Annotated in this window: 12 protein-coding genes and 4 tRNA genes; 8 read left to right on the forward strand and 8 right to left on the reverse strand. The window is 69.0% G+C overall.

Annotated elements, in window-relative coordinates; all coding sequences use genetic code 11:
• The first annotated feature begins 209 nt into the window (after window positions 1–209).
• From AB0B82_RS28485 to AB0B82_RS28520, 8 genes are all read left to right on the forward strand, one after another.
• Window positions 210–656 (forward strand): HNH endonuclease, encoded by a 447-nt coding sequence (locus AB0B82_RS28485; protein ID WP_360175084.1) that lies wholly within the window; start codon window positions 210–212, stop codon window positions 654–656.
• Window positions 657–688: 32 nt separating this feature from the next.
• Window positions 689–761 (forward strand) — tRNA-Gln (locus tag AB0B82_RS28490).
• A gap of 25 nt (window positions 762–786) precedes the next feature.
• Window positions 787–879 (forward strand) — tRNA-Ser (locus tag AB0B82_RS28495).
• A gap of 79 nt (window positions 880–958) precedes the next feature.
• Window positions 959–2,104 (forward strand): RtcB family protein, encoded by a 1,146-nt coding sequence (locus AB0B82_RS28500; protein ID WP_360175170.1) that lies wholly within the window; start codon window positions 959–961, stop codon window positions 2,102–2,104.
• 58 nt (window positions 2,105–2,162) lie between these two features.
• Window positions 2,163–2,253: transfer RNA gene (locus AB0B82_RS28505), tRNA-Ser, on the forward strand.
• Window positions 2,254–2,406: 153 nt separating this feature from the next.
• The gene (locus AB0B82_RS28510; protein WP_360175173.1) at window positions 2,407–2,739 is read left to right on the forward strand and encodes an isoprenylcysteine carboxylmethyltransferase family protein; all 333 of its coding nucleotides are present in this window, start codon (window positions 2,407–2,409) and stop codon (window positions 2,737–2,739) included.
• A 57-nt stretch (window positions 2,740–2,796) separates the two neighbouring features.
• Window positions 2,797–2,880: transfer RNA gene (locus AB0B82_RS28515), tRNA-Tyr, on the forward strand.
• Window positions 2,881–2,991: 111 nt separating this feature from the next.
• A complete protein-coding gene (locus tag AB0B82_RS28520) occupies window positions 2,992–3,114 on the forward strand; it encodes a hypothetical protein (RefSeq protein ID WP_360175087.1) in 123 nt (40 codons plus the stop codon).
• Window positions 3,115–3,284: 170 nt separating this feature from the next.
• Here the strand turns inward: AB0B82_RS28520 and AB0B82_RS28525 are convergent, their stop codons facing one another.
• The 8 genes from AB0B82_RS28525 to AB0B82_RS28560 are packed head-to-tail and all read right to left on the reverse strand — an operon-like array spanning window position 3,285 to window position 14,958.
• Window positions 3,285–4,559, reverse strand: coding sequence for an alpha-L-fucosidase (locus AB0B82_RS28525; protein ID WP_360175089.1), 1,275 nt, complete (start codon window positions 4,557–4,559; stop codon window positions 3,285–3,287).
• Complete coding sequence (locus AB0B82_RS28530; protein ID WP_360175092.1) at window positions 4,556–5,923, reverse strand: FAD-linked oxidase C-terminal domain-containing protein; 1,368 nt, start codon at window positions 5,921–5,923, stop codon at window positions 4,556–4,558. The genes AB0B82_RS28525 and AB0B82_RS28530 overlap by 4 nt, the downstream gene beginning before the upstream one ends.
• The gene (locus AB0B82_RS28535) at window positions 5,913–6,773 is read right to left on the reverse strand and encodes a hypothetical protein (RefSeq protein WP_360175095.1); all 861 of its coding nucleotides are present in this window, start codon (window positions 6,771–6,773) and stop codon (window positions 5,913–5,915) included. Before AB0B82_RS28535 ends, AB0B82_RS28530 begins: the two co-directional genes overlap by 11 nt.
• Window positions 6,770–8,074 (reverse strand): DUF2088 domain-containing protein, encoded by a 1,305-nt coding sequence (locus AB0B82_RS28540; RefSeq protein WP_360175098.1) that lies wholly within the window; start codon window positions 8,072–8,074, stop codon window positions 6,770–6,772. The genes AB0B82_RS28535 and AB0B82_RS28540 overlap by 4 nt, the downstream gene beginning before the upstream one ends.
• Window positions 8,074–9,894 (reverse strand): IlvD/Edd family dehydratase, encoded by a 1,821-nt coding sequence (locus AB0B82_RS28545; protein ID WP_360175101.1) that lies wholly within the window; start codon window positions 9,892–9,894, stop codon window positions 8,074–8,076. The genes AB0B82_RS28540 and AB0B82_RS28545 overlap by 1 nt, the downstream gene beginning before the upstream one ends.
• Window positions 9,891–11,342: an aldehyde dehydrogenase (NADP(+)) gene (locus tag AB0B82_RS28550; RefSeq protein WP_360175104.1), complete on the reverse strand. Its 1,452-nt coding sequence runs from the start codon at window positions 11,340–11,342 to the stop codon at window positions 9,891–9,893. Before AB0B82_RS28550 ends, AB0B82_RS28545 begins: the two co-directional genes overlap by 4 nt.
• On the reverse strand, window positions 11,339–12,232 hold the full coding sequence (locus AB0B82_RS28555; protein ID WP_360175107.1) for a fumarylacetoacetate hydrolase family protein: 894 nt from the start codon (window positions 12,230–12,232) through the stop codon (window positions 11,339–11,341). The genes AB0B82_RS28550 and AB0B82_RS28555 overlap by 4 nt, the downstream gene beginning before the upstream one ends.
• A gap of 11 nt (window positions 12,233–12,243) precedes the next feature.
• A complete protein-coding gene (locus AB0B82_RS28560) occupies window positions 12,244–14,958 on the reverse strand; it encodes a UxaA family hydrolase (protein WP_360175110.1) in 2,715 nt (904 codons plus the stop codon).
• Window positions 14,959–15,046 lie beyond the last annotated feature (88 nt).

Raw genomic sequence — 15,046 nt, forward strand, 5'->3', positions numbered from 1 at the left:
CGAGGCGGGACACCCCACCACGCCCACCCGGCCCAGCACCACGCCAAACCGGAATCAGCGCATCACGCCAAGCCGATCGGTGGATCGAGGCTTAGGACCAGGAGGTTCAGGGTTCGAATCCCTGGGGCCGCACGTATCGCACGTACCGACACCGTTTTCCCCGACCCGCTGACCAGCGGTCGGGCACACTGGAAGGGAGGAGGAACCACATGAGCGGTGTGATCGTCCTGAACGCCTCGTACGAGCAGCTGCACGTCGTGTCGATCCCGCACGCCATCCGGATGCTCGTCCGGGAGGTGGCTGTCGTCGAGGAAGCACACGACGACGCCCGCATCGGACCGTTCCCGCTCCCCCGCGTCCTGCGGCTCGTCCGGTACGTCGTGATGAAGTGGCGGTACGCCGCCGGCCGCCTGCAGTACACGCGGGCCGGTGTCCTGAAGCGGGACAAGTACGTCTGCGCGTACTGCGGCAAGCCCGGCGCCACCACGATGGACCACGTGGTGCCACGATCACGCGGTGGACGCGGCGAGTGGCTGAACGCCGTCGCCGCGCACGCGGAATGCAACGAGAAGAAGGGCTCGCGCACCCCGGAAGAGGCCGGCATGCCGCTGTTGTGGCAGCCGTGGATTCCTTCCCGTGCCGAGATAGCGCTCTGACGCGACACCACCGGTGCCGCCGACGAGCGCGGTGCCAGGTGGGCGACGGTGTCCCACCCTCGGTTCTGACCCGAGGTCTCGCAGGTTCGAGCCCTGCCCTGGCAGCTGTCCGTCGCGGTCGCGGCGGCCTGGCAGAGTAAGCCGAGTTTCGGCCTAACGGCAGCCGTCTCGAAAACGGTCTGTCCCTCAACGGGGCGTCAGGGTTCGAGACCCTGCTCTGCCGCATGAACACGATCGAGGATGGTGGGGAGATGAACGTGGAGCTTCCGGTGCGGCTGAGCGGGGCGAAGAGCTCCACGCTCATGTGGGCGCACGAGTACGACGTCGACGCCAAGGCGCTGCAGCAGCTGCGGAACATCGCGGCGCTGCCGTGGGTGCACGGGGTTCGAGTGATGCCGGACGTGCACCTGGGCAAGGGCGCGACCGTCGGTTCGGTGATCGCGATGGACCAGGCTGTGTCGCCGGCCGCGGTCGGCGTCGACATCGGGTGCGGGATGGAAGGTGTGCTGACGTCACTGACGGCCGCGGACCTGCCGGACGACCTGTCGGCGATCCGTTCGCGGATCGAAGCCGCGGTGCCGGTGGGGTTCCGGGCGCACGATGACCCGGTCGGGATACGTCGGCTCGGGCTGGATCCGCGTCCGTGGGACCGGCTGTGGGGTTCGTTCACGAGCCTGCACGACGGAGTGCAGGACCGGGAGCGGAAGGCGAAGCAGCAGATGGGTTCGCTGGGCGGCGGCAACCACTTCATCGAGGTGTGCCTCGACGACGAGGACCGCGTGTGGCTGATGCTGCACTCCGGCAGCCGCAACATCGGCAAGGAACTGGCCGAGCGGCACATGCGGATCGCGCGGGACCTGCCGCACAATGCGGATCTCCCGGACCGCGATCTGGCCGTGTTCCTCGCGGGTACGCCGGAGATGGACGCGTACCGCCGGGACCTGACCTGGGCGCAGGAGTACGCCGCGCGGAACCGGGCCGTGATGCTCGCGCTGGTGATGCAGGCGGTGCGGGAGTCGTTCGAGATCGACGTACGGTTCGAGCAGCCGATCTCCTGCCACCACAACTACGTGGCGGAGGAGCACATCGACGGACTCGACCTGCTCGTCACCCGCAAGGGCGCGATCCGGGCCGGGCGTGGGGACCTCGGGCTGATCCCAGGGTCGATGGGCACCGGTTCGTACGTCGTGCGCGGGCTCGGCTCGGAGCGTTCGTTCTACTCGGCCTCGCACGGGGCAGGCCGGCGGATGAGCCGCAACGAGGCGAAGCGCCGCTACACGGTCGACGACCTGGTCGCTCAGACGGCCGGGGTCGAGTCCCGTAAGGACGCCGGGGTGATCGACGAGATCCCCGCAGCGTACAAGGACATCGACTCGGTCATCGCGGCTCAGTCCGACCTGGTCGAGGTTGTCGCCCACCTGAAGCAGGTCATCTGCGTCAAGGGGTAAGTGCGTCGCCGGTGTGGTTCGGGCTTCTGTCGCGCGCAGGGGACGCGGCAGAGGCTCTGGTGGGATCCGCCTGTTGGTAGGGGCAGCGGTTTGCTAAACCGTCGGTCGGCTGGCATGTCGGCCCGTGAGTTCGAATCTCACTCTCACCGCTGGGTGGCCGGGAGAGACCGGCCACCCTGCCACGTTCACCGCTCGGGGCGTACACCTGGAGGGTGGTCAGGTGGCGGAACGTGCCGGTGCCGGAGGCGAGTTTGGCCGGCATCGTGGTTGGGCTTGTGCTCGGGCGGGTGCGGCCGTGGCGCATGCGGCGGCGGGCTGTTGGGTGGGGAGTGGTTGCGGCCGGGGTGGTGGTTGTGGTTTGGGCTACGGCTGCGGCCGGCGACGCCGAGCTCGAGAGGGCTGATCGGCTCATCTCAGGCGGGCCGTATGCGTGGAGCCGGAATCCGATGTACGTCGGCTGGTCGCTGATCCATCTCGGGACAGGGCTCGCAGCGGGGTCGGCGTGGATCGTGGCGACCGTGCCGTTGGCCGGGGTGCGGATGCATCTCGAGGTCCTGACGGAGGAGCGGCGGCTGGAAGGGAGATTCGGTGACACGTATCGCCGGTACCGCGCGTCGGTACGGCGGTACTTCTGAGGACCGCCGTACGCCGAAGGGTCGCAACGGTACGGCGATACACGGTTGCACCACCGAGCAGGAGCGCCGTCGTTGGAGGGGCGGGGCGGGCTGTAAACCCGTTGCCTACGGGCCTAGCAGGTTCGAATCCTGCCTTCTGCACGCCAGGAAACAGCAATTCGAGTGAGAGGAGGACCGGCCATGGCCGACCTCAGGAACAGGAAGCGAGTGCCACGGGGCAGGACCGGTGCTCCGGTCCGGCAAGGGCACTCGATGCGACGTGTGCTGCTCGCCTGCGGGCATGTGCAGCGCGACCGGATCGCCCGGCAGGGTGATCACGTGTGGTGCGAGGCTGAGTGCGCCGACTGGGTGCGCGTGGTCGAGGTCCAGGAGTAAGCCTGACGCCGAGATGGCGCGCAGGCTCGAGCGTGTCATCTCGACAGGACGTGTCCGGCGGACGCCGGGGCACCTGAGCGTGCCAGCAAGGGTGTGCAAAGCGTCTCGCCGGTACACCTCCTGTCGAGATGGCACAGCAGCCCTCTGGTGCACATCCCGTGCAGGCTGGCTCAGGCAATGGTGGGGTCGTAGTGGACGGAGAGGGTTACCCGGCAGGCGGCGCGGGCCGAAAGGATCCGGAAGCGGACGTCGGCCGGCGTGATCGGTGTGTCGAGAGCGAGCAGGCGACGGTGGCCGATGGTGGTGCCCTGAGCCAGCTCGGTCCAGGTGCCGTCGATCAGTGCGTCGACAGCGAAGGACTCGACCTGCTGTCCGGCCGCGATGTCCTCCCGCAAGGAGATCACATTGATTGCACCAGGCAACGGTACGGCTGTCTCGTAGTAGTCACGTACCGCGGCACCGAACGCCTGGAGCGCCTCAACATCAGGTGCGGCAAACTGCCCGCGCCGGTCCGGTGGGATGTTCAGCAGCAGTACGGCGTTCCGGCCGACCGACTTGCGATAGATGTCCAGGAGCTCAGGCAACGACTTCACCGCGGAGTCCTCGGACGCGTGGTAGAACCACCCGGGGCGGATCGACACGTCGACCTCGGCCGGGTACCACCGCAGCTCGTCGGCCTGGGCGAGCTCGGCAGGACCGGCGACAGCAGGGGCTGTCTGCGCCGCCACCATCTCACCCTGAGCGAACGGTACGACGCTCCACTCGGTCTCGCGCGCGAATCCGTCCTCGTTGCCGACCCATCGCACATCGGGTCCTCCGATCGCGATCGTCGCGTCGGGGGCGAGCCGCCGGATCAGGTCGAACCAGGCATCGTAGGCGTAGGTCTGCGCGCTGCTGGTCGGATTCGCGCCGTCCAGCCAGACCTCGGCGATCGGGCCGTACGACGTGAGCAGCTCGTGCAACTGCTGCAGATAGAAGCGGTTGTAGTCGTCGACCACATACGTGAAGTCGCCGATCCGCGAGGAAACCGCTGTACTACCGTTTCCGTAGTACCCGCCGGGCGCCTTCTCCTGGTACAGATCGGCCGGCGAGAGATACACGCCGAACCCGAGCCCGCCGTCCCGACAAGCCGCGGACAGCTCGGCGACCACGTCGCGACCGTAGGAGGCGCCAACGCTGTGCGAGAGGTACTTGCTCGGCCACAGGCAGAAGCCGTCGTGATGCTTGGCGGTCAGGATCACACTCTTGAATCCGGCCGACACCAATGTGTCGACCCACTGCGAGCAGTCCAGGTCCGTCGGCGCGAACACGGCCGGATCCTCCAGGCCGGTCCCCCACTCCAGGTCGGTGAACGTATTCGGCCCGAAGTGCACGAACGCGGTCAGCTCCTGCCGCTGCCAGGCCAGCTGCCGTGCGGACGGACGCACAGCGGACGGATCGATCACAGCAGCACCTTCCCAGGGTTGAGCAGATTCAACGGGTCGAAGGCGGCCTTGATCCGCCGATGCAGGTCGAGCCCCACCGGACCGAGTTCGGTCTCCAGCCAGCGCGCTTTCAGCGTGCCGATCCCGTGCTCGCCGGTGATCGTGCCACCCAGCCGGAGACCGAGCTCCATCACCGCGCCGAACGCCGCCAACGCCCGCGCCTCGGCGGCAGCGTCGTTGCGGTCGAACACGACAGTCGGATGCATGTTTCCGTCACCCACATGCCCGGGGCAGCAGATCAGTACGTCGTACTTCGCGCTGATCTCGGCAATCCCACGCAACAACGTGACGAGCTGCGAGCGCGGCACGGAGACGTCGTCGACAAGCGTCGTACCGAGCGGCTCCAGGGAGGCGTTGACCAACCGCCGCGCCTCGAGCAGCATCCGGGACTCCTCCGCGTCGGACGCTTCCGCAACGTCGATGGCATCGTGCGCGGCGCAGATCTCCGCGATCCGCGCGACGTCATCGGCCGCCCGCGCCCCACGGTCGGACTGCGCCATCAGCATCGACCCGGCCTCCGCGGGAAGCCCCATGTCCCGGTAGTCCTGAATCGCTCGCACCGTCGGCTGGTCCAGAAACTCCAGCAGCGACGGCCGCAAACCGGACGCCATGATCGCGGCCGCCGCGGCGATTCCGTCCTCGATCGACCGGAAAGTCGCCGCTGCGGTCAACGCTGCCTCCGGCGCGGGCCGCAGCGCGAGCGTCGCCTCGGTCACCACACCCAGCGTGCCCTCGGAGCCCACGATCAGCCGCGTCAGGTCGTACCCGGCCACGCCCTTGGCGGCCCGCCGGCCGGTGCGCACCACCTCGCCGGACGCCAGCACCACCTCCAGACCGCGGATGAAATCCGACGTCACGCCGTACTTCACGCAGCACAACCCGCCCGCGTTCGTCGCGATGTTCCCGCCGATCGTGGACATCTCCCACGACGAGGGGTCCGGCGGATAGAACAGCCCCTGCTCGAGGACGGCACGCGACAGCTCCGCGTTCACCACCCCCGGCTGGACGACGGCCACCTGGTCCTCGGCCGACACCTCGAGGATGCGCGCCATCCGGGACGTCGACAGCAACAGGCAGCCGTCGATCGCGTTCGCGGCACCGGACAACCCGGTCCGGGCGCCCTGCGTCACGACGGGCACCCGGAACTCGGATGCGACTTTCAGAACCTCCTGGACCTCAGCCGTGCTCGTCGGCCGGACCAGCACCCGGGGGACGCCTGCGGTACAGAAGGTCGCGTGATCGTTTCGGAAACTTTCCAGAATTTCCGGATCGTCGACCACCTCGCCGAGCACCGACCGCAGCCGGTCGACGAACTCATCCCGCATCGTTGAGCAACCGCAGAATCAGCTCGGCCCGACGCACCCGCTCCCGTCCCAACGCCTCCGCCGTACCGGACAGATGCGCACCGACCGGATAGATGTTCGGCGCGTTCCGCAACCCCATCTTCAAGTAGACAGGCGCCGCGACGCGGACGATCTCCGGTACGTCGTAGAAGCGGACATGACCACCCTGGTCGTCCGGAACCTCGATGTACATGTCGATCGGCACCGTTGTCACCGACCGAATTTCGGCGAGCACGGGCACTGGCAGGTCCGTCGACACGTTCAGGCTGGTCGCGCCGAGCCGTTCGTACAGCTGCGCGGTCGGCGCATTGGGCAACGGCATCAGCACCGACGTCTTCAGCACCAGATCGGACGGCAACGATCCGTCCGCCTTCAAGGCACCCAGCAGTTCGAGTACGCCGATGTCGCCGACGAGCAGACTCCGTACGCCGAGATCCACCGCACGGAAAGCGTCGCACAACGACGCCGCCACCTGCTCGTTGCCTCGCGCAACACCACCGACCGCGGCCGAGACCTTCGCCTGACCGCCGATGTCCCACGCGCCGCGCGGCCCGAGGAACAGGCACACCTCGACGCCCGCAGCGGCGCCGAGCGACACCATCTCCTCGATCTCGGCGTCGGTCAGCATCATCACGCCGCTGCCCTGCGAGACCCGGTGGATCGTGACACCGCGTTCCTTGGCCTCGTCCAGGACCGCGGTCATCACCCGCGGTCCCTCGCAGGACGGGATCTCCACCTTGTACGGCGGGCCGTCGGAAAACGTTCTACTCGACGCGTCCCCGGGCCGGAAACCGCGGTCGGCGAGCAGCGCACGTGCTTCGCGAAGGTTCATGTCTCGCTCCAAGGTCCGAGTCGTCCGGCCGACGTCAGGTCGCGCGCCGTACCGGTGATCTCCAGGTCGAATCGTTCGGCCGCCTCGGTCAGCAGGGCCGGGGTCACCATCAGTTCGTTCGGGGACAGGGTGTCGCGGATCCGGGCGAGCCGCAGCTCCGACCAATGCCGACGGCCGCACATCGTCACCGCTGCCAGCACCGCCGCCTCGTCGTCCTCCATCACCATCGGCAGCCGCGAGCGCCGCGCACCACCCGCGCCCGACGTCAACGCGTTCACATAACTCGCGCGGAAATCGACCTGCTCGAGCAGCCGGGCCGGGATCACGTCCGCCAGACCGAGACCGGACGCGTTGCCGTGCGACGCCGGAGACAACGAGTGCACGCTGATCGCGGCGATCGACGGCGACTCGAACTCCGGAATGCCGTGCACCCAGCACCGCCCGATCACGTTCGTGTCCATCCCGGCACCGGACTTGTCCTTGCCGAGCTCGTCGACGACCAGCACGTCGAGCTCCTCGAACGGCAGCCGCCCAAGCAGGCTCGATGCCCTTTGCAGCAAAGCCTTCTCGGCCTCCGCAGCGATGCCGTCGGACGCCAGGAACTCGATCGACGCGGTCTGCTCGTGGGCGTTCTCCAGGATCGCCAACCCGCCGAGGATCTTGCCCTGCGCAACCACCATCCGCGCGGCGGCTTCGATGTTGGCGCCAAGCGACGGGATACCGCCGGCGTGCAGCGAGGCCGCGCCGAGGTGGTTCCCGAGCCCGATCGCGAGGATCTTCGCGATCCCGCTCTCGATCGGGCCGCGGAAATCGGTGTGCGGCTTCACCCGGTTCACCAGCAGCACACCGTCGGCCTTGGCAGCGATCGCGTCGTGATGCACCTCGGTGCCGTCGTCGAGCACGCCGACCACGACCGTCTCCATCGTCGCCTCGATGGCGCACCCAACGGACTCCGGTGTGATGCCGAGGCCGGCCAGCATCTCTCGCTGGCCCTCGGCAGTCGCCCCGCCGTGCGATCCCATCGCCGGGATCACGAACGGCGCCGCGCCCACATCACGTAACCAGTCCACAGCCGCCTTCACCACCGGCACCAGGTCGTGGATCCCACGGCTGCCCGCGGTGACCGCGATCCGGGCGCCCGGCTGCACCCGGGATCGCAACGACTCGAGCGCCGCCCGCGCCTCGCCGTACGGGTCGGCCGACGTCGGCAGCTCCGTCAGGATCCGCCGAATCGGCGTCACCTGCGGCAGCACTCCCGCCGGCCGCAGCCCGCGTACGGCTTCGAACGGTCCCCAGCTCATCAGTGGCTCTGGCGGCCGACGGCGGAGCCGGTCCGACCGACCAGGAAGTCGAGGTCGCAGCCCTGGTTCGCCTGGGTGACGTGGTCGACGTACAGGCGGGCCCAACCGCGGTCCGTCGGCGGCGTCGGAGGCTGCCAGTCCGCACGGCGCTTGTCCAACTCCTCCTCGGAGACGTCGAGGTGCAGCCGGCGGGCCGGTACGTCGAGCTCGATCCAGTCACCGGTCCGCACCAGCGCCAACGGCCCACCCACGGCGGCTTCCGGCGACACGTGCAGGACGACGGTGCCGTACGCCGTACCGCTCATCCGCGCGTCCGAGATCCGCACCATGTCGTCGACGCCGATCTCGGCGAGCTTGCGCGGGATGGTCATGTTGCCGACCTCGGGCATCCCCGGGTACCCACGCGGGCCGGCGTTCTGGAGGACGAGAACGGTGTCTTCGTCGACGTCCAGGTCCGGGTCCTCGACCGCCTTGTCGTACTCCTCGATGCTGCTGAACACCAGCGCCTTGCCGCGGTGCCGCGACAGTCGCTCCGACGCCGCGGACTGCTTGATGACCGCGCCGTCCGGAGCCAGATTCCCCTTCAGTACGGCGGTTCCCGCGCCACTGCCGAGCGGGTCGCTGACCGGGCGAATCACGGCGTACGTCTCGCTGCCGGGCGCGGCGCCCGGGTACACCGACTCGATCCGCTCGGCGTTCGCGACGTTCTCGCCGATCGTTTTGCCGGTGACCGTGATCGCCTCGGTCTTGAGCAGCGGCAGGATCTCCTTCATCACCGCGGGCAGGCCGCCGGCGTAGTAGAAGTCCTCCATCAGGTACTTGCCGGACGGCTGCAGGTCGACGAGCCACGGGACGCCACGCGCCCACTCGTCGATGTCGTCGAGGCTGACGTCCACGCCGACCCGGCCGGCGATCGCGAGCAGGTGGATGACAAAGTTGGTCGAGCCACCGATCGCGGCGTTCGCGCGAACCGCGTTGGCGAAGGCGTCACGGGTCAGGACGTCGCTGATCTTCAGGTCTTCCTGGACCATCTCGACGATCCGCCGGCCGGACTTCTGCGCGATCACGTACCGGCGGGAGTCGACGGCCGGGATCGCCGCGGAGCCGGTCAGCTGCAGGCCGAGCGCCTCGGCCATGCAGGCCATCGTCGACGCGGTGCCCATCGTCATGCAGTGGCCGTTGCTTCGTGACTGGCCGGCCTCGGCGGCGGCGAAGTCCTCGGCGGACATCCGGCCGGCGTTGAGGTCCTGCGTGAAGCGCCAGACCGCCGTACCGGAGCCGATGTCGCAGCCGCGGAATTTACCGTTCAACATAGGACCGCCGGTGACGACGATCGTCGGCAGGTCGACGCTGGCCGCACCCATGATCGAGCCCGGCGTGGTCTTGTCGCAGCCGGTCAGCAGCACGACACCGTCGATCGGGTTGCCGCGCAACGACTCCTCGACGTCCATGCTGAGCAGGTTGCGGAACAGCATCGCGGTCGGCCGCAGCAGCGTCTCGCCGAGCGACATGACCGGGAATTCCAGCGGGAACCCGCCGGCCTGCCAGACACCGCGCTTGACCGATTCGGCCAGCCGGCGCAGGTGCGCGTTGCACGGGGTGAGCTCGGACCAGGTGTTGCAGATCCCGATCACCGGGCGGCCGTCGAAGGCCTCCTCGGAGAAGCCCTGCGACTTCATCCAGGACCGGTGGATGAACCCGTTGCGGCCGTGCTCGCCGAACCAGTGGTCGAAGCTTCGCCGGCCGGTCGACGCCGGGGCCTCTTCACCGGGCAGAACGTTGCCCTCGCCCGGGTCGTTGGTCGGAGGGACATCTGTCATCGCGACACCTCACCTGTCGTCACGGTTCCGTTCACCCGGCGGCTGATCCCGGCCGGGTTCGAGTCCTTCAGTACGTCGGGCAGTACGGCGTCCGGGGTGTCCTGGTACGCGACCGGGCGCTGGAACCGCCGGGCCGCCGTCACGCCGACGCTGGTGTGGATCGAGCCCACCGTCGACGGGAACGGCCCGCCGTGGTGCTGGGCCCACGACACGGCGACACCGGTCGGCCAGCCGTTCCACAGCACGCGACCGGCGCGGTCGGTCAGCAGCGGGAGCAGTTCCTTGGCCAGCTCGGCCTCGGAGTCCTCCGCGTGCAGGGTCGCGGTCAGGTTCCCGTCGAACGACTCGATCGCCGCCCGCAGTTCGTCGAGCGAGCCGTACTCGACGACGATCGACACCGGGCCGAAGCACTCCTCGAGAATCTCGTCCCGACGCGCCAGCAGTTCCGGCACCGTGGTCTGCAGCAGGGTGGCGCCGGCGGACGCCCAGACGCGGATCCCGTCGACCTTCTGCAGCCGGTCGAGGCCGGAGCTGAAGCCCTCCTTGATCCGGTCGTTCAGCATGGCCGCCTCCGCGACACCGCCGACCGCGTCGGACAGCTGCTCCTGCAGTCCGTGCCCGGCCGGGAGGAACAGCAGGCCGGGCTTGGTGCAGAACTGGCCGACGCCGAGCGTGAACGAGCCGACGTACCCGGTCGCGATGTCCTTGCCTCGGGCATCGACCGCGGCCTGGGTGACGAACACCGGGTTCAGGCTGCCGAGCTCGCCGTAGAACGGGATCGGCTCCGGCCGGGTGACCGCGATCTCGTGCAGCGCCTTGCCGGCCGGGACCGAACCGGTGAAGCCGGCGGCGGTGATCCGCGGATCCTTCAGCGCGGTCACGCCGACGTCGAAACCGGAAATCAGGCCGAACGTTCCCTCCGGTGCTCCGGCGGCTCGCAGCGCCTCGATCATCACTTCCGCGGTCCGCACGGACAGCTCCGGGTGCCCCGGGTGCGCCTTGACGATGACCGGGCAACCGGCCGCGAGCGCGGACGCCGTGTCGCCGCCGCAGACGCTGAACGCGAACGGGAAGTTGCTGGCGGCGAACACCAGGACGGGTCCGAGCGGCACCAGCACGCGCCGGAGGTCCGGCCGCGGAACCGGTTTGGCCTGCGGGTCGGCGGTGTCGATGATGACCTCGAGCAGCGAGCCCTCCTCGAGCACGTCGGCGAACATCCGCAGCTGGCCGGTACTGCGCGCGACCTCACCGGTCAGCCGGGCTTCAGGCAGCGAGGTCTCACGCATCGCGATCGGCACCAGGTCACCGGCTGCCGCGTCCAGCGCGTCCGCGACGGCGCGGATCCAGCCGGCCCGGACCGCGGGTTCCGCCGCACCGAACGCGGGCGCCGCGGCGGTCGCCGCCGCCAGGGCCTGCTCGAGCTCGGCGGGCGTGGTGTCCTGGGTCATCGCTTTCCCTCCAGGTTGTCGGTGGCCAGGTACCGGAACGGCTCCCGGCCGGTGGCCACGGTGTTGGTCAGCGTGCCGACCTCGTCGATGGTGATCGTGATGACGTCCCCCTCGGCCAGCGCGAAGTCCAGCTCCGGCACGATGCCGGTCCCGGTCGCGAGGATCACGCCGTCGGGGAAGTCGTTCGGCAGGAACAGTACGTCGATGAGGTCCTGGAGGTCGCGCACCAGCTTGGCGGTGGACGTCGTACCGGTGAACACCTCGTCGTCGCCGCGACGGATCACCAGGTCGATCGTGAGTGCCTTCGGGTCCGCGACCTCCCAGGCGGGGCGGATCCCGCTCGCGAGCGCACAACCGCCCGCGAACAGCTTCGCCTGCGGGACGTACAGCGGATTCACGCCTTCGATCGAGCGTGAGCTCATGTCGTTGCAGACGGTGAACCCGACGATTTCGCCATGGCTGTTTGCGACCACGGCCAGCTCAGGCTCGGGTACGTCGTGCCCGGAGTCGGAGCGGATCCCGACCGGTTCGCCGTCCACGACGACGCGCCAGGCCGGCGCCTTCTGGAACAGTTCGGGCCGGTCGGCGGTGTAGACCTTGTCGTAGACGGACTGCTCGGTGCTCTCCTCCATCCGGGCGCCGCGGGAGCGTTCGTACGTCACGCCGGCGCACCACACCTCGCCGCGGTTGTCGATCGGCGGGAGGAACGTCAAACCGTCGGCCGGCACCTCGTCGCCGGTCTTGTCCACCTCCGCCTGCAGGTCGCCGAGCGGCAGCCGGAGCAGTTCGGCGAACGAGTTCACGCCCTGCAGCGGCGCCACCGTGTCCCCGGTGCGCACACCAGGGGTCGGGCGACCGTCGACCGGGGAGACGTAACGGACCAGGTGCATGGGCAGGCCTTTCACATCGACGTTCCGAGCAAACCACGGGTGATCTGGAAACCGACGTTGCCCGAGGCAACCGCCTTCGGGACGAGTCGGCGGGAGGCGACGGCGGCGATCGTCTCGAGCCCGGTCCGGGCCTGCTCGGCCGCAGGCCCGGTCGCGACCGCGTCCAGGTCGTCGCCGTACGTCGCGACCGTCGACGGGTCACTGCTGAACTCGACGACCGGTACGAATCGCTGCGCCGACAGCGTGCCGCCCGCGACGTGGGCGAGGATCTGCTGGACACCTGTCGCGCCGAAGCCGGTCGCGGTTTCCATCCAGTCGGTGCCGGGCATCCGCATCACGTGCCAGCCCGGTTCCGCGAGTCGCTGACCGTGCGCGACCGTCGCTCCGACCTGGTCGGTCGACCCGAAGGCCGCCGTACGGAAAACGTTGTTCGCGAGCAGTGCGCCCCGCGACGACAGGACAACGGAACCGCCGGATCCGACGATCTCCTCGCCGATCAGGGCGAGCGCTTCCGCGGTCTCGTCGGTGAGCGGACCGCGAGCCTCCAGGGCGACCGTGAGTGCGCCGAGGTCGCCTTCGGTGTGGGCCGGTGCGGGCAGGTCGAAGCTGCCGAACCAGTCGCGGACCTTGTTGCCGACGGCATCGAGACCGCCGTCGGCCTGGATGCTCGCCCAGCCGAAGCGGGACGGGTCCGCGCCGGCCTCGACGAGCCGGGACCGGAAGTAGTCGTTGTGCGTCTTCTCGCAGCCGTGCTCGAGCAGCAGCGCCAGCCGGGTGTTCGGGTGCAGCAGGTAGCCGAGCATGATGCGGGCGAACGTTTCCTCGGAGGCGCCACCGCTGCTTCCGCAGCCCTCGGTGTGCGGCAGCGCGACCATCCGGGTGACCGCGTCGCCGGCCCACTTCTCGGCGTCGGCCTGAGCGGCGATGCGCAGTGCGATCTGGCCGGAGCACAGGCTGGTCGGCAGGATCAGGCCAACTGCTTCGGGAACGTTGCGACCGTCGACCTCGAGCAGTTGGGTGAGGGTGCGTCCGTCCGAGGTGTTTCCGCGGTGCGGCAGTCCGTCCAGGGGTGCGTCACGGTCCTCGACAGGCAGTTCGGCGAGCGCGCGGCTCATCCGGCCGTCGGTGGTGATCGAGATGCCTTCGCGCGGGCCGGTCTGCTTCCAGTTCCGCCAGATCGACACCTGGCTGTGGCCGGCGCGTTCGCCCGCGCTCTGCTCCCCCGACGCGACGCGAACGGTCAGCTCGAAGGTTTCCGCGGTCAGGTCCGCCATCGGCGTCCCGGTCAGGTACTTGCCGGCGTCGACGTCCATCTCGGCCTGCAGCCGCTGGTACCGGGCGCTGGTGGTGACGAACTTCAGCGTCGGAACGAACGGGAAATTGGTGATCGAGCCGTTTCCGGTGGTGAAGAAGATCAGGTTGCAGCCGCTGCCGATCTGGCCGGCCACCGACTCCAGGTCGTTGCCCGGGCTGTCCATGAAGACGTAGCCGGTGCCGGGCAGCGGTTCGCCGTAGTCGATGACGTGATCCAGCCGGACCTCGCGCGGCAGTTTCCGCGCGGCGCCGATCGACTTCAGCACGATGTTGTACAGCCCGCGGTACACGTTGCCGCCGGACGGGTTGCCTTCGGCGGTGTGACCGTGCCAGCCGACGCGTTCCTTGAACGACTTGATGGTGGCGAGAAAACGTTTCGCCGTCGCGAGGTCGCGGACGTTCTTCAGCACGTACGGCTCGGCGCCGATCAGTTCGTCGGTTTCCGCGAGCACCGCCGTACCGCCGTGCCGGATCACCTCGGCGCCGACCAGCCCGGCGAGCGGGTTGGCGGAAATTCCGGAAAACGCGTCAGAACCGCCGCACTGCAGCGCGATCCGCAGGTCCGCGAGCGGGACCTCCTCGCGCTGCTGCGCGTCGACGATCGGCAGCCAGGGCTCGACCAGCTCGGCCGCGGCCTGCAGGTCGTGCTCGAAGGCGCCCTCGCGAGTGAAGTACGCGTGCGGCACCTTGATCGACGGGTAGCCGCGCTCGGTCATGAAGTTCTTGATCGCCTGACCCGAGACGACGTCGCCTTCGATGTCGACGATCAGCACGGCGCCGACGTTCGGGTTCAGGGTGAAGCCGGCCAGCGTGGCGAGCAGGAAGTGCAGGTTGTTCGGGACCTCGTCCTCGCCACCCTCGGTGTGCGCGACCGGTACGACGCCGTCGCCTGCGGCCGCACCTTCGAACCGGCGGGCCAACTCGGTCACGAACCCGCTGCTGCGTGAACTCGTCGCGAGCAGGACGACGTGGTTCCGTGTACCGGCCGGGCCCTGCTCGCGGGGATAGCCGAGGAACGTCCCGGGCTGCTCGACGCTGGTCACCTGGGCGCCGAAGTGCAGCGCGGACTCGTCCAGCTCGTACGGATCGAGCGGCTCGTTGGTCGCGCTCGGCTCGGCCGGCAGACCCTCGACACCGCGGGCGGTCACCGCCGCGAGGCTGGTCGGCGTACAGACGTAGTCGCCGGGCACCAGATCCCGCGAGGCGCGCGCGAACGGGGTGTTCCACGAGGTCAGCGCGGCACCGGTCGCGACCGGAGTGACCACGAAGCGGTGGCCCTCCATGACCGTGTGCGGCAGCGTGATCGTCGTACCGTCCAGCTCGATCTCGATTCCGGCGTCCAGCCGGCGCGAGGCGATCGCGACGTTGTCGCCGGGCTCGGGCAGTACGCCGACCTCTTCGAACCTCACCATTGGCGCCTTCCCGTAGCTTGAATCAGGCTGAATCGTGCATGATGCATGATTACCAGTGTTACCCTGCCGAAACCTGATGGGTGGGGTC

It is taken from the genome of Kribbella sp. NPDC048915 (assembly GCF_040649595.1).
Taxonomy (GTDB): domain Bacteria; phylum Actinomycetota; class Actinomycetes; order Propionibacteriales; family Kribbellaceae; genus Kribbella.